Here is a 24,207-nt window from a genome sequence, read left to right on the forward strand (position 1 = left end):
TCTGCGAGGACAGGAGGCGGGACGGCGAGCCGGCTCGCGGCTCGCGGTGATACCCCGATACCTCAGGGGTCGGTGGGCGTGGCGACATTCGACGCGGCCGCGCGGCGCCCAGGACCGGAGGCCGCGCCCGAGCGAACCGCTCCACGACGGCGGCGCGGAAGGCAGGCAGGTCGGAGGGGCTGCGGCTGATGACCAACTGCCCGTCGACGACCACCTCCTGATCGGCGACGACCTCCGCGCCGGCGTTGCGCAGATCGGTGCGGATGCTGGGCCAGGACGTCAGGCGGCGCCCGCGCATGCACCGGGGCGCGACTGCTACAGCAGCCGCTCGAACACCGCGGTCACGCCCTCCCAGTGGCTGGTCTGCGGGTTCTTGACATCCGGGTACACGATTTTGAACGTCTCGGCGAGGGCGACGCTGAGACCGCCGATGACCTCGGGGTAGCGGTCTTCGGTCTCCTGGGTGGGTGTCCTGTCGAGTGGAGGATGCGCGGCGAGCTGTTCCAGGATCGGCTTCAGCTCGATCTCCTCGTCGAGCCGCCGGAACCGGTGAATGCTCTCCTGCAGGCCCTTGGTGATCGGCAGGTCCCACGGTTCGACGGAATCCCGGCCGTTGGCCTTGGCCGACGCCTGGCCGACGACCAGGAGGTCGTAGAGCTTGGCGTCGACGAAGTCGCCGTACCGCTTCAGGTCGTTCTTGTCCACGTCGAGGCCCGCGGCGGCGCGGAAGAACCTCTCGAACTTCGACACACCCATCACGGCCATGCCTCTCGCCTCCTCACCGGGAACCGGACGGCGTCGTTCGCTCCCGCAGGCGCCGCCCTCGGCTGCTACCGGTCGAGATTCGCAGAGCCCGCCTGCAAAGCGCCTCCGCACCCCGGGCCCAAAGAGAGCACCCCCTCCTGCCCTGGCAGCACAGCGAGAGCGGGCGCGTCGTCCTGGCGGCTCCTTCAGAGCATCTCCAGGGGCGTGGGCCCGTCGGGTGGCGGGAACGCCTCGTCGAGGGCGTCGAGCGCCTCGGTGGGAAGGCGGAGGTCTAGCGCGCCGCGGTTCTCCCGCACGTGGTCGGTTGATCCGGAACGCGGGATCGCGGCCGGCCCCTGTCGCAGCACCCAGGCGAGTGCCACCTGGGTCGGCGTCGCTCCGAGGTCACGGGCCACGGCATCCAGGGCCCCGGCCTTCAGGAGCCGCCCCTGCTCGATCGGGGAGTAGGCCATGACCGCCACCCCGGCCTCGCGGCACCAGGGGAGCAGATCCCACTCGGTGCCGCGCCGGGAGAGGTTGTACAGCACCTGGTCGACGGCCACGGCGTCGCCGCCGGGGAGAGCGGTCAGCTCGGCCATGCCGGCCGCGTCCAGATTGCTCACGCCCCAGTAGCGGATCTTCTCCGCCTCCATCAGGTCGGCGAATCCCGCGAGGGTCTCCTCCAGTGGCCACCGGCCCCGCCAGTGCAGGAGGTACAGGTCCAGCCGTTCCGTGCGGAGCCGCCGCAGGCTGCGCTCGCAGGCGGCGACGGTGCCCTTCCGGTCGGCGTGGCCGGGCAGCACCTTGCTGACGAGGAAGACCTCTTCCCGGCGTCCCCGGAGGGCCTCGCCGACGAGTTCCTCGGCTGCGCCGTCGCCGTACATCTCCGCCGTGTCGACGACGGTCATGCCCAGGTCCACGCCCAGCCGCAGCGCGGCGATCTCCTGTTCTCGCCGGGCCGGGTCCTCCCCCAGGTACCAGGTGCCCTGTCCGAGCGCCGCGATCTCCTCACCGGAGGGGAGTGCGATCGTTCTGGTCGATTCCGCAGCCATTTCGGGCCTCCCGTCCGCCGCGATCCGCGTCACGCGGCCCGCATCGGGTGCCCGCCTCCGCGCCTCCCAGACCAGTGGTGTCGGATGCGCCGCGGAGCGGTCAGGAGCGGCGGGCGGACCGCGCCGGGAGTTCGCCGGGACCGGGTGTGCGATCACGCAGGGCGACGGCGACCGACAGGACGGCGCCGCAGGAGAGGACCGCCGCGAAGCCGATCATCGCGGTCTGCACGGCGAAATGCCGCAGGGCGATGCTGAACAGGACGGAGGGAAGGCCCATTCCCAGGTACGCGACGACGAAGAACACGGCGAGGACTCCCGCGCGCGAGGCGGGCTCGGCGACCGAGACGGCACGTTCGACGCCTCCCTTGAACAGCAGCCCGGAGCCGGCTCCCGAGAGGGACACGGCGACCAGGTAGAGCCAGAGCGCCGGGTGGTAGAGGGAGACGGCGCACAGGACCAGGCCGACCGGGAAGACCACTGCCCCCACGGCCAGGACTCGGGGCAGCGGGAGGCGGCCCAGCACCAGCTGGGCGGCCGCCGCGGAACCGAACATGAGGAAGGCCGCCAGGCCGACCACGAGGTGCGAGTCGGTGTGCAGGGTGCCGTGGAGCACGCTCGCCCCGAGGGAGGAGATCAGGCCGAGGATCGCGAAGGCGAAGGCGCCCAGCGCGCCGGCCGCGCCGAACGTCCGCCCGCCACCGGGCCGCAGGACGAACCTGCTCGGCGGTTCGGCCGCGGGCAGCTCCCGGTCCACGGTCTCCGGGGTGGACAGCACCAGGGCCAGGCACACCGCCATGGCGAGAACGAAGATCACCTGAGCGGTGATCAGAGGCGTGGGAAGCCACTCCGCGACGGCTCCGGCGACCAGGGGCCCGGAGGCCAGGCCGCCGAGGTTGGCGGCGGTCGCCACGATGCCGGGCAGCACCGACCCCGCCCGCTCCGGACGTGCCTCGTGGTGGAGGTCGTGCAGGTACGTCGTCGCGGTCGAGGCCATCAGGCCCAGTGCGGCACCGTTCAGGATCCTGCCCGCTATCAGCCCCGGCAGGTCCCGCCACACCATCAGGACGACCGCCGCGAGGATACCGACGAGCAGCGCCGGGACGATGATGCGCCGCCGGCCGAGCCGGTCCGACAGGTGTCCCAGCCCCAGGAAGGCGACCGCCGCGCCGACGACCATCGAGGCGTACGCCACCGTGACCGTGGTCGCGCCGAAGTGGTCCCGAGCCTCGTACAGCGGCCACAGCGGGGTCGGCGCGGTGCCGAAGGCCATCAGCACGGTGAAGGCCACCGCCACGAACCAGAAGCCGGTCGCATGCGAGGCACGGCGCCGGCCGGGGGCGCGGGGCGGCAGGCCGGCGGGTGCGGGTGCCGGGGTGGGGTGGGTCGGATCGCCAGGAGCGTCGATGGCGGGACGGCTCAGCGGTGTCGGTACGGCAGGCAGGGGTACCCCTCCTCAGGCGAAAGTGGATGGCGCTTTCCATACTCCTCACCAGGCAGGATCAGCGCCAACGAATGTTTTTGCTGAGCTCCAGCAATGTGAGTGATACTTACCTGGTGGAGCTACGTCAGCTGGAGCACTTCCTCGCGGTCGCCGAGGAGCTGAGTTTCACGCGTGCCGCCCGTCGGCTGCACGTGGTGCAGTCGGGGGTGTCCGCAGCGATCCGCTCCCTGGAGCGCGAGCTCGGCTGCGCGCTGTTCGAGCGCACGTCGCAGCAGGTCCGGCTCACCGGGGCGGGCGCCGCGCTGCTGCCGGAGGCTCGGGCCACCCTGAACGCCGCCCAGGCCGCCCAGGACGCCGTGCGCGCCGCGCAGGACACGCTGCGCGGCACGGTGAACGTGGGCGCGATGGCCTCGGTCGAGGTGGTGGACCTGCCCGCGCTCCTCGGGCAATTGCACGCGCGGCATCCGGCGATCGACGTCCGGCTGCGGCTGGCGACGTCCGGCTCGGCGGGACTGGCGCACGCACTGCTCGGCGGGGACCTCGACGTGGCCTTCCTGTCGCTGCCCGAACGCAAGCCCGCCGGGATCGACGCACGGGAGCTGGCCACCGTGCCGCTCGTCCTGGTGGTGAACGCCGCCCATCCGCTCGCGCGGCGGGGAAGGGTGGCGCTCGCGGACCTCGCCGGGGAGCCCTTCGTGGACTTCCCGCCGGGCTACGGCAACCGCGAGGTGGTCGACCGGGCGTTCGCGGCCGCGGGCGTCGTACGCCGGGTGGCCCTGGAAGTGCCCGACATCGACATGGGAGCGGCCCTGGTCCGGCACGGTCTGGGCATCGCCTTCCTGCCCGCGTTCGCCGTCGCCCGGACCCCCGGCCTGCACGTCCTGCACATCGACGGCGCCGAGCTCCGCTGGAGGATGCATCTCGGCACGTCGTCGACCCGGCGGCCCAGCTCGGCTCTGCGCGCGATGCTCGAACTGGTCGACCTCCACGTCATCGCCTTGTGACCGGGCCGCCGGCGAGGACGAGGCCGTGGCACGCGTCCCGGTGGCGGCAGTTCCCCGTCAGCCGAGTTTGCGTCGCAGTTGCAGGCCGTACAGCAGAAGAAGCGAGGGGGCGATCAGGACGACCGCGACGCAGGACACCAGGATCAGCACCCACAAGGTGGCCGTGGGGGCCGCCGCCTGATGAATCGTCAGGTGGGTACCCAGGAGGTACGGGTACTGGGCCACTCCCCATCCCCCGACGACGGTGGCGATCGCGACGGCCGCCAGGGTGCGCACGAGGGGAAGGCCGCCCCTGCGCAACAGGAGCAGCGCGGCCAGGCCGCACAGGCCCGAGACGGCCAGGAGCGGTGCACCCACCGTGCTGAGCTGGTGGAACAGGCGCGGGGAGTCCGCACGCAGGACGAACACGCCCACGAGCGCCACCAGTCCGGCAACGATGCCCGCCCCGAGGGCCCGGTGGCTGAACGCCCTTTCCAGGGAGGTGTCCGCGCGGTGCCGGGCCTGTCCGGTGAGGAACACGGCGGCGAGATAGGCGCAGACGGTGACCGCGAGGACGCCGCCGAGGACGGAGGTCGGGTTGAGCCAGCTGGACAGCGCATCGCCGTGGCCGGCCGAGGGGACGCGCCCCGAGGCGATCCCGCCCGCGACGGTGCCGAAGAAGAACGGGGTCAGCACCGACGAACAGGCGAAGGCGACACCGCTGACCAGCTCTGCCCGCCCTCGGGCCAGCGCGTGCCGGAAGGCGAAGCCCGAGCCCCTGGCCACGATCCCCAGCGCCGCCAGGCCCAGCGGGATGTACAGGGTGGTGGTCATGGCGGTGAACGCTTGGGGGAAGGCCGTCCAGATGGTGACGAAGCAGAAGATCAGCCATGTGTGGTTGGCCTCCCACACCGGGCTGATGGAGACATTGATCAGCTCCCTCACGGGTCGTCCCCGCGCGGCGCCGCCGGCTGCCAGATCCCAGAAGCCGGCCCCGTAGTCGGCGCCGCCGAAGAGGGCGTAGGCGATGACTCCGATGAACAGGACCACGGCGACGAAATCGCTCATGCCTCGTCTCCTCCGCGGGGGTGCCCATCCGCCGTCCGCGCCGGCCGGGGGCCGTACGGGACCACGACGGCCTCCGTGCCCTCCTCCGACCAGCGGCGGCGCAAGGTTCGCAGGACGTACAGGGCGCCGACGGCGACGCACGCGTAGATCACGAGGACCGTGGCGAACAGGGGCCACAGGTTCCCCTGCGTGGCGACGGCGTTCTCCGTCAGCAGGAGTCCCACGACGGTCCAGGGCTGGCGGCCGACCTCGGTCACCACCCAGCCGCTCTCCAGGGAGACGAGCGCGACCAGCCCGGAGACCGCGGAGCTTCGCAGGAACCAGCGGTTGGTCGGCACCTCGCGCCGCCGCCACCACAGCCAGGCGAACCAGATCGCCAGCAGGAGCAGGAGCGATCCGGTCGCGACCATGACGTCGAAGGCGAGGTGCACGATACTGACGACCGAGTCGGTGGGGCGTACCGGCGCGGGGATCGCGTCGAAGCCCTTGATCGTGGTCGACGGGGTGAAACCGGCGAGGACGGAGGCCACGTCGGGAAGACGGAGGCCGTAGCGCACCTTGCCGTCGACAAAGACGCCGCCGAGGACCTCCGCGACGTGGTCACCGGTGGTCGGCAGGAGTTCGATGGCGGAGAACTTCGCCGGCTCCCTGTCGTACACCTGGCGGGCGATCGTGTCCCCGACGAGGAACTGCAGCGGCATGGCGAGGGCGGCGACCGTGAACGGGACGGCGAACCCCAGCCGGTGGTGGCGGTCCCGGCGCCCCTTGAGCAGGCCCCACGCGTACACGCCCGCGACCATGAACCCCGCGACGATGTACGCCGCGAGGAGCATGTGCACCATCTCCCACCAGAAGGCGCCGTTGAAGAAGACTCGGGACGGCACGACGCCCACCACACGCCCGTTCCGCACCGCGATTCCGGCGGGCTGGTTCATCCAGCTGTTGGCCGCGATGACGGAGGCCGTGCCGCCGACGCCCGCCAGGGTGACCACGACGCCGGTGAAGAAGTGCGGCCACGGGGGCAGCCTCTTCCAGCCGTAGATGTAGATGGCCACGAAGATTGCCTCGAGGAAGAAGAAGAGACCCTCGACGGCGAACGGAAATCCGAAGGCCGGCCCGTACTTGCCCATGAGTCCGGGCCAGAGCAGCCCCAGCTCGAACGTCAGCACGGTGCCGGACACGGCACCCACCGCGAACAGCACGGCGGCCACCTTGGACCATCGCTGCGCGAGGACCAGCGCCTGCTGATCGCCGCGGCGCAGCGCCCGGTAGTGGCAGACCAGCATCATGAAGGTGAAGGCGACGCCGAAGGGCACCAGGATGATGTGGAAGCCCAGGGTGAACGCCATCTGCTCACGCGCGGGGAGCAGTTGTGGCGGGTCGGCGGCTGTTGACAGGGCAGACAGCACCATCGATTCTCTTTCTGGCTCCGACGGCGGCGGACGATACTCACGCCGCGCGGCGCCGCCGGGTCGTGGTTCTCCCCCGCCTTTTCGAGGCTTCTGTCCGTGTCATGCGAATGGTTCACGGCCTTTACCTGGAATGAGGGCGGGGGAATTCCGAGAATGCTTTGCCTTTCGCGCTCGATGCTAAACGGCCATTCCGCGACACGCCCGCACCCCAGCGGGCGGCGGTTTCGCCGGTTCCTTCTCCAGGGCCCTGTCGTCGGCGTCGAGTGTCCCGGCTGTCAGCTGTCCAGTTCCTCCTCGACTGGCGGTTTCGGAACCTCGCGCAGGTGCTGGGACTGTCCCGGCCTGCCGCCCTCGTGGGCCTGCTCGGCCCGCTGAGCCGGGCTGAGCCCCAGGTCGGAGGCGGGGTCCACACGGACCGACCGGGCCCTCCTCGCGGTTGGCGTACTGCTCGGCCGGGATGCCGCGCAGCGCCTTGACGACATCCGGCGCGGCGCCCGACCGGCTCGCCGCGTCGATCAGCCTGTCCTTGTCGGCGGGGAAGCCGGGGACTCCGCATCCCCGGCTGCTGTCTTGCAGCAGGGGCATCAGCCGGGGCCGCCCAGCACGATCTTCCACACTCGGGTCGCCACTTGGAGGTTCAGCCGGTCCTCGACGTTCGCAAGGTCGTTGCCGCTGACGTCGCGGATGCGCTGCAGCCGGTAGCGCAGCGTGCTGCGGTGGATGGCGAGGGATTCCGCGGTCTCGTCGTAGTTGCCGCCGCAGTCGAAGTACCGGGACAGTGTCTCCACCAAGGTCGTGTGGTGCCGGGAGTCGTAATCGATGAGCTGTCCGAGCCACTCCTGTACGAACGTCTCCAGTTCCCCGTAGTCGTTGCCGGGTCCCAGAATGCGGTACAGGCCGAGTTCGTCGTAGAACGTCGTGCCGTAGTGCTCGCGGGAGTGGCGGCGCACGTCCAGGGCGCGCTGCGCCTCCCGGTAGTGGTGGGGGATGTCGTTCAAGGAGTCGGAAAGGGCGCTCACACCGATCGTCCCGGACCGCGTGCCGGTCTCCCGGACGAGCGCCTCGTACAGCGCGCGGGCGTGCGGCCGGTCGTCGGCGACCAGGACGACGTGGTCGGAGCGCCGGGTCAGCAGCGAGCGCATGCCCACGGCGGAGGCCGCCCGCCCCACGGTCCGTGCGAAGGAATCGTCGGCGGTCCGGTTCGACCACTGCACCACGACGACGTAGTGGCCGCGGTGCAGGTCGTATCCGGCTGCCTCGGACCGGGCGTAGGCGCTCGCCTCGTCCGTCCCCGCCAGGAGGTCGTCCACCAGCTCGCGGTGCAGCCTCAGCTCCACTTCGGCGAGATCGCGCAGGTGCGTCAGCTCGGGGGCGAGTGACGCGGCGGCGTGTTCCAGCGCGAGCACGGTGTGCTCGTCGGCCTCGTCCCGTGCGTCGACCAGGGCCAGCAGGCCCAGGATCTCGCCGTGCGGGCGGATCAGGGTGATCAGCCGGTCCCTTATCCGCACCGGACCGGCCTGACGGGCGACGGTGTGCAGCATCTCGTCCTGGCGCACGGGGTCCGGTTCGGGATAGGGGACGGGACGGCCGGGGCCGGTCCAGGACCTCAGCCGGCCGAAGCGGTCCTCGACCAGCGCGGGAAGTCCGGTGAGCCCGTGCAGGGCGCGGGTGACGGCCTCCTCACCGCCACCCGAGGCGGCGACGCCGGCGATGAACGCGTGAACGGCCCGCTCGAAGCCCAGCTCAGTCGCCACGGAGATCAGCTGCCGCTGGAGGGCTGCGCGTTCCTCCCTGAGTCGGTGCAGTTCCCGCGCGTCCTCGCGTCGGCGGCGCTGTGCGAAAGCGAGCGACAGTGCGGCGGCCGTGTGCCGGACGAACGTGGCGAGCAGGGATCGCTCGGCCTCGGTGGGCCGGGAGCGGGACGTCACCACGAGGTAGCCGTGGAGTCCCTCGAATCCCCGCAGCCCCAGGGCCTGCCCCCAGGGCCTGCCGGGTACGGTCACGTTGCCGTCCCGCCCGGCCAGCTCCCGCACCCTCCGGCTCACGGCCAGGGCAGGCATCCGCCCGTCCCTCGGACTGGGGACCAGGTCGCCGCCCACATTGAGGTATCCGGCCTCGGCACTGTACGGACCCGCGGCGGCCACGTGGTCCATGGCCAGGCGCAGGATCTCGGCTTCGTCCGTGGTGCCGGACAGAGCGTGGCAGAGCGCGGACAGTTCGTGGAGGGCATGGTCGGCTGGGGTGCGCGGGGGCGGGCGGGGCCCTCCGCGCGCGGCCGTGGGGTGCCGCCCGGCGCTGCCGCGCACAAGGCCGCCCCTCCGGTAGAAGGAGCGTCGGCAGAAGTAGCGGTGGTGCGGGCTGTGCACCCGACGGCCGGCCATGGGACCACTCCGTCCCTCGAAGCCTCCAGAGAAGCGAGCGGCATATCGCGTACCCGCTCACGGGCCGGCCTACCGGAGATGTGCGGACCCTTTCTCTCGCTGCTCGCGAGGGGACTGGACCGGTACATTCCTGACCCGCCGGACGCGGCCCGCAGCTGCTCGGGGCGCGCGAACCCGCTTCTGTCGTCAGGGGCGCGCGAGCCGTGCCGCGAGATACGGTGCGGTGGCGCTGCGCCGGGCCCTCGCCACCTTGGCCGGCGTGCCCGCCGCGACCACCCGCCCGCCCGCGTCGCCGCCGCCCGGACCGAGGTCGACGACCCAGTCGGCGGTGGCGATCGTGTCCAGGTCGTGCTCGACGAGGACGACCGTGTTGCCGGCGTCGACGAGCCGGTGCAGCTGTCGCAGCAGCAGCGCGATGTCCGAGGGGTGCAGCCCGGCCGTCGGCTCGTCGAGCAGGTAGAGCGCGTGCCCGCGGCGGGCTCGTTGCAGTTCGGTGGCCAGTTTGATGCGCTGCGCCTCACCGCCGCTGAGTTCCGTCGCGGGCTGGCCGAGCCGCAGGTACCCCAGTCCCACCTCGCGCAACGTCTCCAGGCTGCGGGATGCGGCCGGGACGGCGGACAGGAACTCGGCGGCGGCGTCGACGGACAGCGCCAGTACGTCCGCGATGTTCTTGCCGCGGTGGGTGACTTCCAGGGTCTCGGCGTTGTACCGGGCGCCTTCGCAGGTCGGGCACGGTGCGTAGGTGCCGGGCAGGAACAGCAGTTCCACCGCGACGAATCCTTCGCCCTGGCAGGTCTCGCACCGCCCTTCGGGCACGTTGAAGGAGAACCGCCCAGCGGAGTAGCCGCGCGCCCTGGCCTCGTCCGTCGCCGCGTACAGCTTGCGGACCACGTCGAACATGCCCGTGTACGTGGCCAGGTTGGACCGGGGGGTCCGGCCGATGGGGCGTTGGTCGACCCGGACCAGCCGGTCGAACGACTCGACCCCCGAAGCGTCCCGGACGTCGACCTCCAGCCGCGCTTCGTCGGGTTCCTCGGGTACGAGTCCGAGGTGACCGCGGACGACCTCGGCGAGCACCTGCGTCACCAGCGTCGACTTTCCGGAACCGGACACGCCCGTCACCGCCGTCAGCACGCACAGCGGTACGTCGACGGACACGTCGTGCAGGTTGTGGCGGGAGACGCCGCGAAGGTGCAGCCAGCCGTGCGGGGTGCGCGGGTCGTGATCGAGCGGCCGGGCGCGCCCGAACAGGTAATGGCTGGTGGCCGACTCCCCCACCCGCTCAAGACCGGCGACCGGGCCGCTGTACAGCACGCGTCCACCGCCCTCGCCCGCACCGGGACCGATGTCGACCACCCAGTCGGCCCGCCGTACGACGTCCATGTCGTGCTCCACGACGAACAGTGAGTTGCCCGCCGCCTTGAGGCGGTCCAGCACGTCCAGCAGCGGTTCCGCGTCGGCCGGGTGCAGGCCCGCGGAGGGTTCGTCCAGGACGTAGACGACGCCGAACAGCCCCGAGCGCAGTTGGGTGGCGATCCGCAGGCGCTGCGCCTCGCCCGGCGACAGGGTCGTCGAGCGGCGTCCGAGGCTGAGATAGCCGAGGCCCAGATCGAGCAGCACGTCGATCCGCGCGACCAGATCGCCGCAGATCCGGACGGCGACCTCGGTCGTCTCCCCGGATCGGGCGGTCGCCGTGGCGGCGTCGGCCTCGGAACGCCCCGCGACGGGCCGCAGCAGCGCCACGACCTCGGTGAGCGGCATCGCGTTGATCTCGGCGATGGAACGTCCGGCGAAGGTCACGGCGAGCGCCTCGGGCCGCAGTCCGCTGCCGTGGCAGGCGGGGCAGGGCACACTCCTGACGAACCGGAGCGCCCGTTCGCGCATCTTCTCGCTCTTGGAATCGGCGAGGACGTGCATGACGTGCTTGCGGGCGCTCCAGAACTTGCCCTGGTAGCCGTAGTCGACGCGGCCCTCCTCCGGCTCGATGTACACGGAGGGCTGCTCGTCCGTGTACAGCAGCCAGTCCCGGTCCTTCTTCCTGAGCCTGCGCCAGGGTCGGTCGATGTCGATCCCCAGGCCGCTCACGACACTGCGCAGGTTGGCGCCCTGCCAGGCGCCGGGCCATGCGGCGATCGCCCCCTCGCGGACACTCAGCGAGGGATCGGGGACGAGCAGGTCCTCGGCGACGTCGTGCACGACCCCCAGTCCGTGGCATTCCGGGCAGGCGCCGGCCGCGGTGTTGGGGGAGAACGACTCGGCTTCCAGCCGTGCGGTGCCGGGCGGATAGGTTCCGGCGCGGGAGTACAGCATGCGCAGCAGATTCGACAGCGTGGTGATGGTGCCGACCGTCGAGCGCGAGCTGGGCGACCCACGTCGTTGCTGGAGGGCCACGGCCGGTGGCAGTCCGGTGATGTCCTGCACGTGCGGTGCGCCGACCTGGTGCAACAGTCTTCGGGCGTACGGTGCCACGGACTCGAAGTAGCGCCGCTGGGCCTCCGCGTAGAGCGTGCCGAACGCGAGTGAGGATTTGCCCGAACCGGAGACGCCGGTGAAGGCGACCATCGCGTCCCGCGGGACATCGACGTCGACGTTCCGCAGGTTGTTCTCACCGGCGCCCCGGACATGCACGAAGGAGTCGGTCGCGTCCTTGTTCACCTTTCCCGAGTACCCGATCGCGCCGAGAACCGCGCGACGGGCGCCGTCGCCGGGTGTTGGCGGCGCGGGTGTCGCGCAGGCTGTCCAGCAGGAGGAAGTCGTGGACCATGCCGGCCACGCGCACCGAGGTGACGTCGACTCCGGCCTCGCGCAACCTGTTGGCGTACTGCTCGCCCTCGTCACGCAGCACGTCGACCTCGTCGGTGATGACGAGAGTGGGGGGCGGTCCCCGGAGCAGTTCCAGAGGTGCCTGGAGCGGAGAGGCGTGCACTTCGGCCCGCTGGGCGGGGTCGGTGCTCCTTGTTCATCAGCGCGAACACCGTCGACATGCAGCCGCCGACCGACTCTCCGGTGACGGCGGCGCGCGAGGCGGGGAAGACACCCGCGGCGTTCGCGCCGACGGTGAGTTCACGGAAGAGGCGGTCGTGGGTCTTGTCGTCGCCGAAGACCCAGCCGGCGCCATGGATGAAGAACAGCACCGGCAGCGCCCCGGTCGCGCCGGCCGGACGGACCCGCCGCTGCCGGTGGCGATGGCTCCCCTGATGCGACTCCCCGGCTCCATCGTCAGCGCACCCACCCCAGCCCGCAACCGCCGCACCCGGCCTCGCCGCGCAGGAGGGGCGACGCCGTACCCACGCTGGACGTCGGCCACTTCGCCACGGGGCCGCCGCGGCGCGTCACACGTGCACCGGAATACCCGCCCCGCCGGTGTCCGTTGCGAGGGCATGACTGTCGGAGTAGCACTCAGCGCCCGTGATGCGCACAACGAGGTCGACGCCGGCGTGCGGCTGGCGCAGGAGGCCGCGGCCGCCGGGCTGCGGTCCGTCTGGTTCGGCCAGACCTTCGGCGTGGACTCGCCCCAGCTCGCCGCGATCGTCGGGCGCGAGGTGCCCGGACTCCAGGTGGGCACCTCCGCGATCCCCGTCTTCGGCCGGCACCCCCTGGTCGTCTCCAGCCAGGCCCAGACCGCCCAGGCCGCGACGCACGGCCGCTACCACCTGGGGCTGGCCCTCGGCACCAAGCTGCTGACGGAGACCGGCTTCGGCCTGCCCTTCGCCCGCCCCATCGGTCTGCTGCGCGAATTCCTCACCGCACTGCGGCAGTTGACACAGACCGGCACGGCCGACTTCCACGGTGAGCTGCTCACCGCCACCACCCCGGTCCCGGCCCGCGTCGCGGGCGCGGAGGACGGCGTCCCCCTGCTGGTCGCCGCGATGGGGCCGCAGGCGCTGCGGGTCAGCGGTGAGCTGGCGGACGGGATCCTGCCGTATCTGGCGGGGCCGCGCGCCCTGGCCGAGCACATCGTCCCCGCCCTGACCGCCGCGGCCGAGGCCGCCGGCCGGCCGGCGCCCAGGGTGGTGGCCCTGGTGCCCGGCGTGGTCACCGACGACGTGGCCGGGGTGCGGGCGAAGCTGACCGACAGCCTCGCCTTCTACGAGCAGATCCCGTCCTACGCACGGATCATCGAGCTCTCCGGCGGCCGGCGGGCCGCCGACGTGGCCGTGGTCGGTGACGAGAAGACCGTCGCGGCCGAGGTGCGGCGCTACCGTGACGCCGGGGCCACCGAGGTGGTGTTCACGACCACCGAGCTCGCGGGAGAGGCGGACCGCCGCCGCACCTGGGCCCTCCTCGGCGAACTGGCCGGCTGAGCGAGCCCGCTCGGCCGATCCCCCCAGTTGACGCCAATCACCGGCTCGAACCGTGGGAAACGCGCTTCGGTGGGTATCCGCAGCCGCGACCGGGACAAGGCGCCGTCGGCGCCCCCGGTGGCGAGAGGAGACACAGTGGCCGCCGACGCGAACTCCGTGAGGATGACGGGAAAGGTCCAGGGCCGGGACATCACCCTGGAGGGAGGGCTGTCGAAGGAGGAGATCCGCGGCCGGCTGTGGTGGTGGCGGACGTCCGGGCCCGAGAGCGCCGGGGCGCGGGGGGACGGTGGTCACGAGTACGACGATTCCCAGGGGGACGTGATCGCCACGCTGGGCGGGTATTACCGGATCCCCCGCGATCCCCACAGACAGGAGGCTGAGGAACTGGTGGAGTTGGTGTACGCGGAACTCAACCCGTCCGACTGACCTGCCCGTTGCGCCTGCCCCCTCACACCTGCCCCCCTTGTCGCCGTACGGCCCCGGATGCATGGGCGGCGGCGGCGCGGGCAACCGGTGATCACGTCTCGACGGAGCGAGAAGGAGATCACCGTGCGCAAGGGACAGTGGATCACAGGCGGCGCGCGCGAGAAGCTGGCCGAGGCCTTCGCCGGGGAGTACCGGCAGGGGCGGTCGATCCGTGCCATAGCCGAGGAGCACGGCCGCTCGTACGGCTTCGTGCACCGCCTGCTCGGTGAGGCGGGCGTGCCGCTGCGGGCCCGTGGCGGCGATGTGCGCACCGGCGCCGGCCGGTCGGACCGGTGACGTACGGACCGGTGACGTACGGACCACCGCGAGGCGTGAGGCATGCGCAGGCACGTCGGGGGCAGACGGGATGCCGGGGGGGGGAGTCGAGCCCCCTTCCGACTGTCATGTCAGGGAGGACGTCGCTGTGTTGCTGCCCGCGGAGAAGGAAGTGCGTGCGCTGCTGGCCCGGTTCGCCGAGGCCCGGTTCCGCCATGACCTCCAGCCGACCGGACATTCGAGCCGGGAGCTGGAGGACACCTCCTACACCCTGTGTGTGATGACCGGCACCCGGACGGTGGATGAGGCGCTCGCGGCGGCCGACGCGCTCCTGGAGCAGTTCCGCGCGGACCGCGGCGCCGCCGAGGTGTCGCGAGCCCTGGCCGCCTGACATACCGCGGAGGACCCCCGGCGATCCAGGGCACACGTACGTGTCCGATCTTCGTTCCCTGCCCGAAAGAGAGCCAGATGACCATACCGGTGCGCCCCGGACGGCCGATACGCGGAGAGCGGCGGTTCGATCTGCGGACGACCACCTGGTTCTTCGTCCTGCTCGCGGTCGTCCTCTGCCTCCTGGCACTCGTGGTGCGGCTCGCGGCCCATGTCGTGGAGCGCCGCCCGCTGTGGGCCGCCGCCCTGGCCGTGCTCGGCATCGCCGGGGTCCTGCTGTACCGGCCGGGACAGGTGAGGCTGTCCGCCCGCAGGGGCGCCCGGCGGGCCGCCCGCGCCCTGGAGGTGGGAGCCGAGGCGGCGTCCGGCAGCCTCGGCCCCCCGGCGGCGGACGGAACCGTCGTACCGGCGGCCGGGGGCGACGCGGAATTCAGTCGCGCGGACCTGCCGGGGACCACGATCGCCATGCCGGGTGGGAACGGCGAGGAGCCCACGGTCGTCCTCGACTCCCCCGACCTCTATGCCGAGTTGGACCCGGACGGTTTCGAGCAGGCCATCGCCGAGCTGTGCGTCCGGGAGGGCTGCCGCGAGGTGGAGGTGGTGGGCGGCGCCGGCGATCTGGGGGCGGACGTCCTCGCGGTCACGCCGGAGGGGCGGCGCGTGGTCATCCAGTGCAAGCAGTACGGCGACACGCACAAGGTGGGCTCGCAGGACATGCAGCGCTTCGGCGGCACCTGCTTCACCATCCACGAGGCCGATGTCGCGGCGCTCGTCACCACCGGCGAGTTCACCACTCCCGCCCTCGAATACGCGGCGCAGTGCGGGATCGTCTGCATGGACGGCCACGACCTCGACGCATGGCGCGCGGGCACCGGACCGGGCCCCTGGGATCTCTGTTAGTGCCGTGACGGCACAGGGCCGCCTAGCGGCACGGGTCCGGACAGGAGAGGGACAGCGCCGGAAAGGGCGACTCAGGACGCGGACGGCTCGATCTCTCCCGCGAAGACGATGATCTGGTCGATGAGGCTCCGCCGCAGATGGACGACGTCCGTCCCCGCCAGGTGGGGGCCTCCGTCCGGCGTGGTGAAGACCCACTGGTACCGGGCCCACTCGCCGGGCATGTCCACCCCCGAGCAGCGCACCATCGTGCCGGTCCCCGCCGGGTGGCGCCGGATGTCCAGCACGAACCGCTCGACCGCCGCGATTCCCTCGCTGCGGCCCAACGGCCCCCAGAAGACCACGTCCGAGGTCAGAGCCTGGGACAGCAGGGCGGTCACATAGCTGTCCTCCGAGGCGTTGAACGCGGAGATGAACGTGTCGATCGCGGAACGTGCAATCTCTTCCTGCATGCCCCAGTAATACCAGCCGTTTCGTGTGCGCTCGTCCCGCGAGCCGCCTTCCGTTCACGGTGAACCGCTTCCGGTCACAGCACGAGACCCGTCGGTGCGCGAAGTCGCGGCACGCTGAGCACGGTGGCGGACGAGGCCGGGGCCGAGGCCGGGGCCAAGGGTCAGCCGCCCAGGTGCCGTTGCAGCCAGTCCGCGGCGGCGCGGCGAAAGAGCCGGCGGTTGTCGGCGCGCAGGAACTCGTGTCCTTCCTCGCGCAGGACGAGGAGTTCGGCGGCCACACCCCGCTCGCGGGCCGCCCGTACGAACTGCTCCGACTCCGCGGGCGGCACATTGGTGTCGTGCTCCCCGTGCACCGCGAACACCGGTGCCCGCAGCGCGTCGACACGGCTCATCGGGGACAGCTCCCGCAGCAGTTCACGGTCGCGTTCGGGGTGGCCGTACTTGTGGGCCGCGGACTGGGCGAGCCAGGGTTCGGTGCCCTCGAAGAACGTCGTGAGGTCCGACATGCCGCACACCGCCACGCCGGTGCGGAAGAGGTCCGGATGCCAGACCAGCGAGGCGAACGTGAGGTAGCCGCCGTACGAGCGGCCCATCACCGCGAGGCGGGCCGGATCGGCCGGGCCGGCCAGCACCGCGTGGGCGGTGCAGTCCGCCACGTCGTCGAAGGCGGCGAACCGGCCCCTGCCGAGGTCCGCGTCGACGAACGACCTGCCGTAGCCGGAGGAGCCGCGCACATCGGGTGCGAAGATGTCCAGCCCCCGCCCGAGGATCTCGTGGTAGAGCGGATCGAGGACGGGGCGTTCCTGGTCCTCGGGACCGCCGTGCAGGTAGATGACGCAGGGGGCGGGCTCGCCGGGCGCGCGCCCCGGCGCCCTGTAGTACCAGCCGTTCAGCGGCAGCCCGTCGCGGGCGGTGGGACGCAGCGGTACGGGCCGTACGGGCGGGCGGCCCGGTGGTACGGCGTCCTCGTCGCGGGAGGACCACAGGGTGCGGACCGGTGTCGCGCCGTCGGGCAGCCACCAGATGCCGGGGCGGCGGCGGGACCCCGACAGCGCCAGCGCGAGGCGCGGGCCGGCGTCCGCGATGCGGGTGACCACCTCGTGGGGCAGCGGGACGTGCCGGGACGGCGGGCTGCTCCTCGTCTCCGGCCGGGCGGACGGGTCCGCGCTCCCGCCCGTACCCGTGTCGTCCTCTGCCCCCGCGTCCGTCTCCCGCTCCGTGTCCAGGATCTCGACGTCGCTCATGCCCCGGACGTTCCAGGCCAGCACGGCGGCGGTGCCGTCGCGGGTGTGGCGCAGCAGTTCCAGGTCGCTGCCCGCGCGCGCGGCGACGGTCGACCAGCGCAGCGGCCGCCCGTCCGGGTCGAGGTCGGCCACCAGCAGGACCGCGAACTCCCGGTAGGCGTTGCTGCGCAGCCGCAGCACGTCCGCTCGGGGGGAGAAGCTGCCGATCCAGGGGTCCCCGTCGGCCACCGGCATCACGCAGGTCGTCACATGGTCGGCGGTGCGCATGACGACCGCCTCGCGCCGGCCGCGGGGCCCCCGGCGCAGCAGCGCGAGCCTGCCGTCCCGGCTGATGTCGCACACGCGCAGCGTCGCCGCGTCCTGCACGGCGGCGATCAGGACGGGGGCGGCGACCGCGTCCGGGTCCACGAGGTAGGCCGAGAGGCCGTCGCCGAAGCCGGTGGCGGGGTGGCCGCCCCTGCCGCCCGGAGCGCCGGGTGTCGCGGTCTCCAGTGTGACGGCGGGTGCGGTCAGGGCCGGACTGCGGTCGGTGTGGGCGGCCGGGCCGAGCAGCCCGGTCTCCCCCGCCCGGCCCTGCCAGTGGTCCGGCAGCCGGCCGTCGGCAGGGCCGAGGACGGAGCCGGGGCCGGGCGGACCGGCGCCGCCCGTGGTGTCCCGAGCGGCCGGTGGAGGCGGGGCGGCGGGGGCGGTGGGGACCGCGACGGTGACCGTGACCGCCGAGCCGTCGTGCGCCCAGCAGCCCAGGTGGGCGGAGCTGCCGGGCTCGGCGCCGGCCAGGATCTGCCGGTCGCTGCCGTCGGGGCGGACGCACAGCACGCGGGTGTGCTCGCCGCCGCCGGGTGCCGTGGTGTAGGCGATCCAGCGGCCGTCGGGCGACCAGGAGACCTCCCGCACGGGGTCGGGACCGTCGTCGAGCAGTCGTACGGGCTCGCCGTCGACGGGACCCGTCCACAGCTGCGGTACGCCGCCCCGGTCGCAGATGAAGGCCAGCCGGGTGCCGGCCGGATCGGCCGAGGGGTACCAGCAGCCGTGCGCGATGAGCCGGGTCGCCGCGTCGCGGGGCCCGGAGGCGTCCGGCAGCGGGATGCGGGCGGGCGCGGGGAAGGCGCCGGTGCGGCCGTCGGATTCCGGCCGGGCCGGGGGCGCGTTCCCGTCCGGCAGCGCGGTCGGACGCGGGGCGGAAGGCCGCCCGGCCCCGGCCGTAGCCTCGCCGGACGGGCCTTCCGTGACGGGCTCGGCGGCCGGATTCCCCGCGGCCGCGCCCTCCACGACCCGATTCCCCGCGGCCGCGCTCTCCGCGGCCGGGTTCCGTGCGGTCCGGTGCCCTGCGGTCAGATTCCGTGCGTCTGCAGCCATATCTCCAGCAATGCCACTTGCCACAGCGCGTTCGCCCCGCGCTTGGTGCGGTGTCGGTCGGGGGCCGCCAGGAGCGCGGCGAGGTAGGAGTCCTGGAAGACGCCGCGCCGTTTCGCCTCGGGGGCGCTCAGCGCGTCGCGCACCTTTTCCAGCACGGGCCCGGCCATGTGGGTGATCGCCGGGACCGGGAAGTAGCCCTTGGGACGGTCCACCACCTCGGGCGGCAGGAGTTTGCGGCCGGCCTCCTTCAGAACGCCCTTGCCGCCGTCGGCCAGCTTCAGCTCCGGCGGGCACGCGGCCGCCAGTTCCACCAGTTCGTGGTCGAGGAACGGCACGCGGGCCTCCAGGCCCCAGTCCATGGTCATGTTGTCGACCCGCTTGACCGGGTCGTCCGGCAGCATCACATGCGTGTCCAGGCGCAGCGCGGCATCGAGCGCCGTCTCGGCCCCCGGCGCCGCCATGTGCTCCCGGACGAACCGGCCGGAGACGTCGTCCTTCGGCAGCATGTCCGGACGCAGTATGGCGGCGAGGTCCTGGTGCGGCCGGTCGAAGTAGGTCTCGGCGTAGCGCTGCGGCTCCTCCTCGCGGGGCGCGGAGGCGAGCCGCGGGTACCAGTGGTAGCCGGCGAAGACCTCGTCGGCGCCCTGCCCGCTCTGGACGACCTTGACGTGCCGGGAGACCTGCTCGGACAGCAGGTGGAAGGCGACCACGTCATGGCTCATCATGGGCTCGCTCATCGCCGCGACCGCCGCGTCCAGGGCCGACGGCACGTCCCGCGTGGGCACCACCAGCTGGTGGTGGTCGGTGGCGAACTCCCGCGCGACCAGGTCGGAGTACCGGAACTCGTCCCCTTCGTCACCGGCCTCCGCCTCGAACCCCACACTGAACGTCGCCAGGTCCCGCTGCCCCTCGTCGGCCAGCAGGGCCACGATCAGGCTGGAGTCCAGTCCCCCGGACAGCAGGACGCCGACCGGGACATCGGCGACCATGCGCCGCTGCACGGCGGTGCGCAGCGCGTCCAGCACCGCGTCCCGCCACTCGGCCGCGCCCATGCCGGTGTGCTCGGGGCGGCGCGTGTACGACGGCTGCCAGTAGCGGTGGTCCCGGTGGGTGCCGTCCGGCTCGACGACCCGCACGGTGGCCGGGGGGAGCTTGCGCACCCCGTTCAGCACGGTGCGGGGTGCGGCGACGGTCGCGTGCCAGCTGAGGTACTGGTGCAGGGCGGCCGGGTCCAGCGAGGTGTCGACGTCGCCGGCCGCGAGCAGGGCGGGCAGCGAGGAGGCGAAGCGCAGCCGGCCGGGGGTCCGCGCCAGGTACAGGGGCTTGATGCCGAGCCGGTCGCGGATCAGGATCAGCCGGCCGGTCCGGTGCTCGGCGATGGCGATCGCGAACATGCCGTGGAAGCGGTCGACGCAGGCGGTGCCCCACTGCCGGTAGGCGGCGAGCACGACCTCGGTGTCGGAGGTGGACCGGAACCGGTGGCCGAGGGCGGCCAGCTCGGCCCGCAGCTCCCGGTAGTTGTAGATGCAGCCGTTGAAGACGCCGGTGACCTCGTCCCCGGTGTCGGTCAGGGGCTGGGCCCCGCGCTCCGAGAGGTCGATGATCTTCAGTCGGCGGTGCCCGAGGGCCACGGCGCCGCGCGTCCAGATCCCCCGCCCGTCCGGGCCGCGGGGAGCGAGCCGGTCGCCCATCCGCTCGACGGCCGCGAGGTCGGGCCGCGTGCCGTCGAACCGCATCTCCCCGCTCAGGCCGCACATGCGCAACCACCTCCCCGCCGTGCGTACGGGTCGCGCGGGGAGCGCGGCGAGTGGGGCGAGTGCGAGTACGGCGGTGAGGTGTGCGGGAGGCCGCCCACCGGCATCGGGCCGGGACTGGTCGACACGGGAATGCTTCTCCTTCGCGACGAGAGGGTGTCCGGGTGGATCGGGGTCCTGCGTCTGCCGTTCTTGCCTGTGTCCTCCTCCTGCTGTCCTCTGCCGTCGTCTGCTGTCCTCTTTCGCTGCTCCGCGCCCCTTCGCTCCGCCCGCGCGCCTCTCGCTACGCGGCGGCCTGCGGCGGGGAGGCGACGCGGTGCGCGGGAGCCGCCCGCCGTGGGCGCGGGCGCTCCTCACCGCGGGTCTCCGCGATCGCCAGATCCGTGCAGGCCAGCAGGTCGTCCTGGTGTGCGGTACGGCGCAGACGGCGGGCGGCGCTGCCGTTCGCGAGTGCCCGTTCGGCGAGGTCCTGGACGGTGGCCCAGTCCCCGGCCGCCTCCAGCGCCGGGCGCACCCGGCGCAGCAGATCCCGCACGACGCGGGCCGCGGGCGCCTCGCGGCGGGTGGCGGGGTCGATCAGGGCGCCTTCCAGACCCGAGCGCGCGGCCCGCCACGACGCGGCGCGCAGCCACTCGTGCCGGCCCTGGCAACCCGGTGTGCCCGTCTCCGCCAGCCGCGCGCGGGCGTCGTTCACCAGGGCCCGGAAGAGGCCGGCGATCAGTACGACCGTCTCCGCGCGGGGACAGGCGTCGCAGATGCGCAGTTCGAGGGTCTGCTGGTGGGCGGAGGGCCGGATGTCGTTGTAGATCATTCCCGCGTCGCTGATGACGCCGGAGCCGACCAGGGCGCGCACGACCGCGTCGTACTGGGCGGCGTCGGCGAAGCAGCCCGGCGGGCCGGCGGTGGGCCAGCGCTGCCACACCATGGTCCGCCAGCTCGCGTACCCGGTGTCGGTGCCCGCCCAGAAGGGGGAACTGGCGGACAGGGCCAGCAGCGTGTGCAGCCAGGGCGCCACCTCGCACATGACGCGTACGGCCAGGTCCCGGTCGGGGATGTCGACGTGGACATGGGTCCCGCAGATCAGCTGCTCGTCGGCGACCAGGCGGTACTCGTCGACCATGTGGCGGTAGCGGCGCCCGGCGGTGGGGCGGGTGTCCGCCGCGCGGGCCAGCGGCACGGTACCGGCGGCCACGACGGCCAGTCCGTGCGCGCCCGCCGCGGCATCGAGCCGACGTCTCGCGCTGGTCACATCGTCGTACAGGTCGGCAAGGGACTCATGCACACCACTGTTCGTCTCGACGGCTGCCTGCTGCAACTCGGTCGTGAAGGTGTACTCGGGGAGGCCCTCCAGCACGGCGGCGGCTCGGGGCGCGAGCCGGCCCGTCTCCACTTCGACGATGTGGAACTCTTCTTCCACTCCGATACGAACGGTCACGCGCACTCCTTGGTGACGGGCGAACGCCGGCTGCCGCGCCCGGAAACCCTCCCGCCCCGGCCTACCCCCGGAGGCGAGCTGTGCTCCCCGACTTCCCACCAGACCCGGTGCTAAGCGTCCGCCACGCCTCGCCGGGGTCCGGCCCCGGACGCCGGGCGCTCCGCCGCTGGCCGGCCGCATGTGCCGCCGCGGCACCGCCGCGTTGCCCGTCCGGGCCGCCGACACTGCCCCTGCGTACCTGGCGCGGGCGCCTCCCCGCCGCGTATCCAGGAGAAGCTGATCATTTTCCGCTCCGGAGGAGACCCCTTGCACGATCACCAGGACGCCAAAGCCACCGGGATCGGCAAGGACCGTGTCTCTTCCCGCAGGACCGACCCCGCCCCCGCCGCCCAGCCCGGCGGACTGCTCGGGCTCCAGACCACGGTCGGCAACGCGGCGGTCGTGCACATGCTCCGCCGGGCCGACCGGTCGCCGGTGCAGCGGTCCGCCGTCCACGAGGTCCTGCGCTCGGGGGGCCGGCCGCTCGCCGAGGGGGTGCGGGCCGACATGGAGGCGCGGCTCGGCGCGGACTTCTCCGACGTGCGCGTCCACAGCGACGCCAGGGCCAGAGCGTCCGCGACCGCCATGGGGGCGCGTGCCTACACCTCGGGCAACCACATCGTCATCGGCGCGGGCGGCGGGGACGACCACACCCTCGCGCACGAACTCACGCATGTCATCCAGCAGCGCCAGGGGCCGGTCGCGGGTACGGAGACGGGCGACGGGCTGAAGGTGTCCGATCCCTCGGACCGCTTCGAACGGGAGGCGGAGGCGACCGCACGCCGTGTGATGCGCGGATCACCGGCCGGTACGGGGGCACGCGTACCGGCGGATGCCTCCGGGGCCGCATCGTCCGGAGCGGCACCGTCCGGGCGGCCCGCGGTCCAGCGTCTGCTGGTCCTCGGGGGCAAGGGCGAGGCGAAGGAGGCGGAGCCCGCGTTCGCCGACATCCGGGAGGGCCTGACGGACCCGGACCTGATCAGCGCCTGGGAGGACACGAAGCTCAAGCCCGCGATCATGAAGGTGCTCGACGAGTGGATCAAGGCTCCGAAGCAGTCCACGCCCCAGGCGACCGCGAAAAGCAAGCGCGGGCCGCGGGACGCTCTCGGGCGCTCCTACGCCACGATGGACGAGGCCGCCTCCGCCGTGCTGGACCGGGTCAACGCCCTGCCCGTCGCCGAGGTGGAGAAGGCGATCTCCGACGACGTGGCCGTCGACGCGAAGATCAAGGAGGTGCTGGCCGGATACGTCGCGGACAACCTCCGGCCGTGGCTCGCCGAGCAGCGCACGCAGGTGACGGCACTGGGCGACGCGCTCTCCAAGACCATCGCGGAGCTGGCGTCGGTACGGCGGCTCTACCTGCCGTACATCGACTTCGGCGAGAAGACCCTGGACTCGATCCTCGGCAACCCCGAGGCGCAGGGGTTCGCCACGCTCATCAGCGCCGTCCATGACATCGCCGAGATCCTTTACGGCATCAAGGAGCTCGAACAGTACGTCACGGTGTCCGCGGAACAGTTCAAGGGCTACGTGTTCAAGGACGAGGCGAAGCTCGCGGGCCCGCGGAACTCGCCCGCCTGGGCGCTGGACGGCGGGGCGGCCCAGGCGGGCGGGAGCATCGACGATCTGGAGCGGACCCCGGTCGCCCCCACGTTCCGGGGGGCCATGGCGACGCCGAACCAGCTCAACGACCAGGTGCGGACCGCCGGCCGGCTCGGCTACCCGGTGTCGCTCGGGCCGTCGCGGACCACGGGGAAGCTGATGAAGCTGGCCGACGCGACCGGCGCGGACCCGGCGGTCAAGGAGGCCATCGCCTACTCGCTGCTGGCCCTGTGGTACACGGACTACCGGCGCGATCTCACCGACATCCACCGCTACCACTTCGTGATGGACATGGCGGCCAACTTCGGTGTGGCCTACGACCCCCACCAGGCGCCGCGCAACCCGGCGACGGGCCAGGACTACTCCCAGCTGATCGCCGACACGCTCGACAGGTTCCGCAAGAACCACGAGGAGGAGTCGGCGCGGTACTGGAAGAAGACCGAGGAGCTGAAGCTCGCGCCGCCCGCGGTCCCCGGTCCGGTCAACGGGCCAGCGGCCTCCGCGGGTGAGCCGTCCGGCCGGGCGATGGCGGACGCGGGCCCGGCGTGGAAGACCGATCCGGTCGCACGGGCGGTCATGGCGGCCCTCAAGTCCGCCCCCAGCGAGTCCAAGTTCAGGATTCCGGGCCAGAAGCAGGACGTGATCGAGGCGCTGCGGGCCACGGCGGGGTTCAGGGAACTGGGGCTGACGGAAGAACGGTTCGACGCGGCGTTCGGCCTCCTGACGCTGAAGGAGCATGTGGGGAACAAGCCGCTGGTGCAGATCGACCGGATGGGGCTGGGACTCACCAACCCCGGCAAGACCGCGGTCAAGAAGGCGACGGATCTGTGAGGCCCGTGCCGTGACGGCCGGCCCGGCCCGGTGCCGACCGGGCCGGGCCGGGATCGACGGGAGCGGTCCCGTAGCGACCGG

General features: G+C 72.6%; 19 protein-coding genes and 2 pseudogenes. 7 read left to right on the forward strand and 14 right to left on the reverse strand.

Annotation, left to right across the window (positions count from 1 at the left end):
• Positions 1–106 precede the first annotated feature (106 nt).
• The 4 genes and pseudogenes from ACZ7EC_RS03080 to ACZ7EC_RS03095 all read right to left on the reverse strand — a co-directional run.
• Positions 107–355: pseudogene (locus tag ACZ7EC_RS03080) on the reverse strand (DJ-1/PfpI family protein); the annotation flags it as partial.
• Positions 316–765 carry a DUF1931 family protein gene (locus ACZ7EC_RS03085; RefSeq protein ID WP_471057016.1) on the reverse strand — a complete coding sequence of 150 codons (450 nt, stop codon included), beginning with the start codon at positions 763–765 and terminating at the stop codon, positions 316–318. The pseudogene ACZ7EC_RS03080 and the gene ACZ7EC_RS03085, both read right to left, overlap by 40 nt.
• Before the next feature lie 185 nt (positions 766–950).
• Positions 951–1,796, reverse strand: a complete 846-nt coding sequence (locus ACZ7EC_RS03090) for an aldo/keto reductase (RefSeq protein ID WP_471057019.1) — start codon at positions 1,794–1,796, stop codon at positions 951–953.
• Between the two features lie 100 nt (positions 1,797–1,896).
• Complete coding sequence (locus tag ACZ7EC_RS03095) at positions 1,897–3,084, reverse strand: MFS transporter (protein ID WP_471057022.1); 1,188 nt, start codon at positions 3,082–3,084, stop codon at positions 1,897–1,899.
• Between the two features lie 266 nt (positions 3,085–3,350).
• Between ACZ7EC_RS03095 and ACZ7EC_RS03100 the strand changes: the two genes are divergently transcribed.
• Complete coding sequence (locus tag ACZ7EC_RS03100) at positions 3,351–4,241, forward strand: LysR family transcriptional regulator (RefSeq protein ID WP_471057025.1); 891 nt, start codon at positions 3,351–3,353, stop codon at positions 4,239–4,241.
• Positions 4,242–4,298: 57 nt separating this feature from the next.
• Here the strand turns inward: ACZ7EC_RS03100 and ACZ7EC_RS03105 are convergent, their stop codons facing one another.
• The 6 genes and pseudogenes from ACZ7EC_RS03105 to ACZ7EC_RS03130 all read right to left on the reverse strand — a co-directional run.
• Positions 4,299–5,288, reverse strand: a complete 990-nt coding sequence (locus ACZ7EC_RS03105; protein WP_471057027.1) for a cytochrome d ubiquinol oxidase subunit II — start codon at positions 5,286–5,288, stop codon at positions 4,299–4,301.
• Positions 5,285–6,700 carry a cytochrome ubiquinol oxidase subunit I gene (locus tag ACZ7EC_RS03110; RefSeq protein WP_471057030.1) on the reverse strand — a complete coding sequence of 472 codons (1,416 nt, stop codon included), beginning with the start codon at positions 6,698–6,700 and terminating at the stop codon, positions 5,285–5,287. Before ACZ7EC_RS03110 ends, ACZ7EC_RS03105 begins: the two co-directional genes overlap by 4 nt.
• 177 nt (positions 6,701–6,877) lie before the next feature.
• Entirely contained in the window at positions 6,878–7,285 is a 408-nt protein-coding gene (locus ACZ7EC_RS03115) for a DUF2795 domain-containing protein (RefSeq protein ID WP_471057033.1), read from the reverse strand.
• Complete coding sequence (locus ACZ7EC_RS03120; RefSeq protein WP_471057035.1) at positions 7,285–9,081, reverse strand: PucR family transcriptional regulator; 1,797 nt, start codon at positions 9,079–9,081, stop codon at positions 7,285–7,287. Before ACZ7EC_RS03120 ends, ACZ7EC_RS03115 begins: the two co-directional genes overlap by 1 nt.
• 186 nt (positions 9,082–9,267) lie before the next feature.
• Entirely contained in the window at positions 9,268–11,736 is a 2,469-nt protein-coding gene (uvrA, locus tag ACZ7EC_RS03125; protein ID WP_471057038.1) for an excinuclease ABC subunit UvrA, read from the reverse strand.
• Positions 11,687–12,260 (reverse strand): annotated as a pseudogene (locus tag ACZ7EC_RS03130) (alpha/beta hydrolase); the annotation flags it as partial. The gene uvrA and the pseudogene ACZ7EC_RS03130, both read right to left, overlap by 50 nt.
• 201 nt (positions 12,261–12,461) lie before the next feature.
• On the opposite strand from ACZ7EC_RS03130, the gene ACZ7EC_RS03135 reads away from it, so the two are divergent.
• From ACZ7EC_RS03135 to ACZ7EC_RS03155, 5 genes are all read left to right on the forward strand, one after another.
• The gene (locus ACZ7EC_RS03135) at positions 12,462–13,385 is read left to right on the forward strand and encodes an LLM class F420-dependent oxidoreductase (RefSeq protein WP_471057041.1); all 924 of its coding nucleotides are present in this window, start codon (positions 12,462–12,464) and stop codon (positions 13,383–13,385) included.
• Positions 13,386–13,547: 162 nt separating this feature from the next.
• Positions 13,548–13,811 (forward strand): hypothetical protein, encoded by a 264-nt coding sequence (locus ACZ7EC_RS03140; protein ID WP_471057044.1) that lies wholly within the window; start codon positions 13,548–13,550, stop codon positions 13,809–13,811.
• A gap of 123 nt (positions 13,812–13,934) precedes the next feature.
• Entirely contained in the window at positions 13,935–14,147 is a 213-nt protein-coding gene (locus tag ACZ7EC_RS03145) for a helix-turn-helix domain-containing protein (protein ID WP_471057047.1), read from the forward strand.
• Positions 14,148–14,274: 127 nt separating this feature from the next.
• Complete coding sequence (locus ACZ7EC_RS03150) at positions 14,275–14,517, forward strand: DUF5133 domain-containing protein (RefSeq protein WP_471057050.1); 243 nt, start codon at positions 14,275–14,277, stop codon at positions 14,515–14,517.
• Positions 14,518–14,594: 77 nt separating this feature from the next.
• Entirely contained in the window at positions 14,595–15,416 is an 822-nt protein-coding gene (locus tag ACZ7EC_RS03155) for a restriction endonuclease (protein ID WP_471057053.1), read from the forward strand.
• Positions 15,417–15,487: 71 nt separating this feature from the next.
• On the opposite strand, the gene ACZ7EC_RS03160 is transcribed toward ACZ7EC_RS03155, so the two are convergent.
• The 4 genes from ACZ7EC_RS03160 to ACZ7EC_RS03175 all read right to left on the reverse strand — a co-directional run bounded on the left by ACZ7EC_RS03160 (position 15,488) and on the right by ACZ7EC_RS03175 (position 21,654).
• Entirely contained in the window at positions 15,488–15,865 is a 378-nt protein-coding gene (locus tag ACZ7EC_RS03160; protein ID WP_471057056.1) for a nuclear transport factor 2 family protein, read from the reverse strand.
• Positions 15,866–16,026: 161 nt separating this feature from the next.
• Positions 16,027–18,465 (reverse strand): prolyl oligopeptidase family serine peptidase, encoded by a 2,439-nt coding sequence (locus ACZ7EC_RS03165; RefSeq protein WP_471057059.1) that lies wholly within the window; start codon positions 18,463–18,465, stop codon positions 16,027–16,029.
• Positions 18,441–20,222, reverse strand: coding sequence for an N-acetylglutaminylglutamine amidotransferase (locus tag ACZ7EC_RS03170; protein WP_471057062.1), 1,782 nt, complete (start codon positions 20,220–20,222; stop codon positions 18,441–18,443). The genes ACZ7EC_RS03165 and ACZ7EC_RS03170 overlap by 25 nt, the downstream gene beginning before the upstream one ends.
• Before the next feature lie 280 nt (positions 20,223–20,502).
• Positions 20,503–21,654 (reverse strand): carboxylate-amine ligase, encoded by a 1,152-nt coding sequence (locus ACZ7EC_RS03175; protein WP_471057064.1) that lies wholly within the window; start codon positions 21,652–21,654, stop codon positions 20,503–20,505.
• A gap of 306 nt (positions 21,655–21,960) precedes the next feature.
• On the opposite strand from ACZ7EC_RS03175, the gene ACZ7EC_RS03180 reads away from it, so the two are divergent.
• Positions 21,961–24,126 carry an eCIS core domain-containing protein gene (locus ACZ7EC_RS03180; protein ID WP_471057067.1) on the forward strand — a complete coding sequence of 722 codons (2,166 nt, stop codon included), beginning with the start codon at positions 21,961–21,963 and terminating at the stop codon, positions 24,124–24,126.
• The last annotated feature ends 81 nt before the right edge of the window (positions 24,127–24,207 follow it).

This window comes from Streptomyces sp. NPDC037203 (genome assembly GCF_055605065.1).

Excerpts from the sequence above, each read along its gene's own strand:
- ACZ7EC_RS03085 (WP_471057016.1), bottom strand. The coding sequence starts at position 765 with ATGGCCGTGATGGGTGTGTCGAAGTTCGAGAGGTTCTTCCGCGCCGCC.
- ACZ7EC_RS03090 (WP_471057019.1), bottom strand. The coding sequence starts at position 1,796 with ATGGCTGCGGAATCGACCAGAACGATCGCACTCCCCTCCGGTGAGGAG.
- ACZ7EC_RS03105 (WP_471057027.1), bottom strand. The coding sequence starts at position 5,288 with ATGAGCGATTTCGTCGCCGTGGTCCTGTTCATCGGAGTCATCGCCTAC.
- ACZ7EC_RS03110 (WP_471057030.1), bottom strand. The coding sequence starts at position 6,700 with ATGGTGCTGTCTGCCCTGTCAACAGCCGCCGACCCGCCACAACTGCTC.
- ACZ7EC_RS03115 (WP_471057033.1), bottom strand. The coding sequence starts at position 7,285 with ATGCCCCTGCTGCAAGACAGCAGCCGGGGATGCGGAGTCCCCGGCTTC.
- ACZ7EC_RS03120 (WP_471057035.1), bottom strand. The coding sequence starts at position 9,081 with ATGGCCGGCCGTCGGGTGCACAGCCCGCACCACCGCTACTTCTGCCGA.
- ACZ7EC_RS03135 (WP_471057041.1), top strand. The coding sequence starts at position 12,462 with ATGACTGTCGGAGTAGCACTCAGCGCCCGTGATGCGCACAACGAGGTC.
- ACZ7EC_RS03140 (WP_471057044.1), top strand. The coding sequence starts at position 13,548 with ATGACGGGAAAGGTCCAGGGCCGGGACATCACCCTGGAGGGAGGGCTG.
- ACZ7EC_RS03155 (WP_471057053.1), top strand. The coding sequence starts at position 14,595 with ATGACCATACCGGTGCGCCCCGGACGGCCGATACGCGGAGAGCGGCGG.
- ACZ7EC_RS03160 (WP_471057056.1), bottom strand. The coding sequence starts at position 15,865 with ATGCAGGAAGAGATTGCACGTTCCGCGATCGACACGTTCATCTCCGCG.
- ACZ7EC_RS03165 (WP_471057059.1), bottom strand. The coding sequence starts at position 18,465 with ATGGCTGCAGACGCACGGAATCTGACCGCAGGGCACCGGACCGCACGG.
- ACZ7EC_RS03170 (WP_471057062.1), bottom strand. The coding sequence starts at position 20,222 with ATGTGCGGCCTGAGCGGGGAGATGCGGTTCGACGGCACGCGGCCCGAC.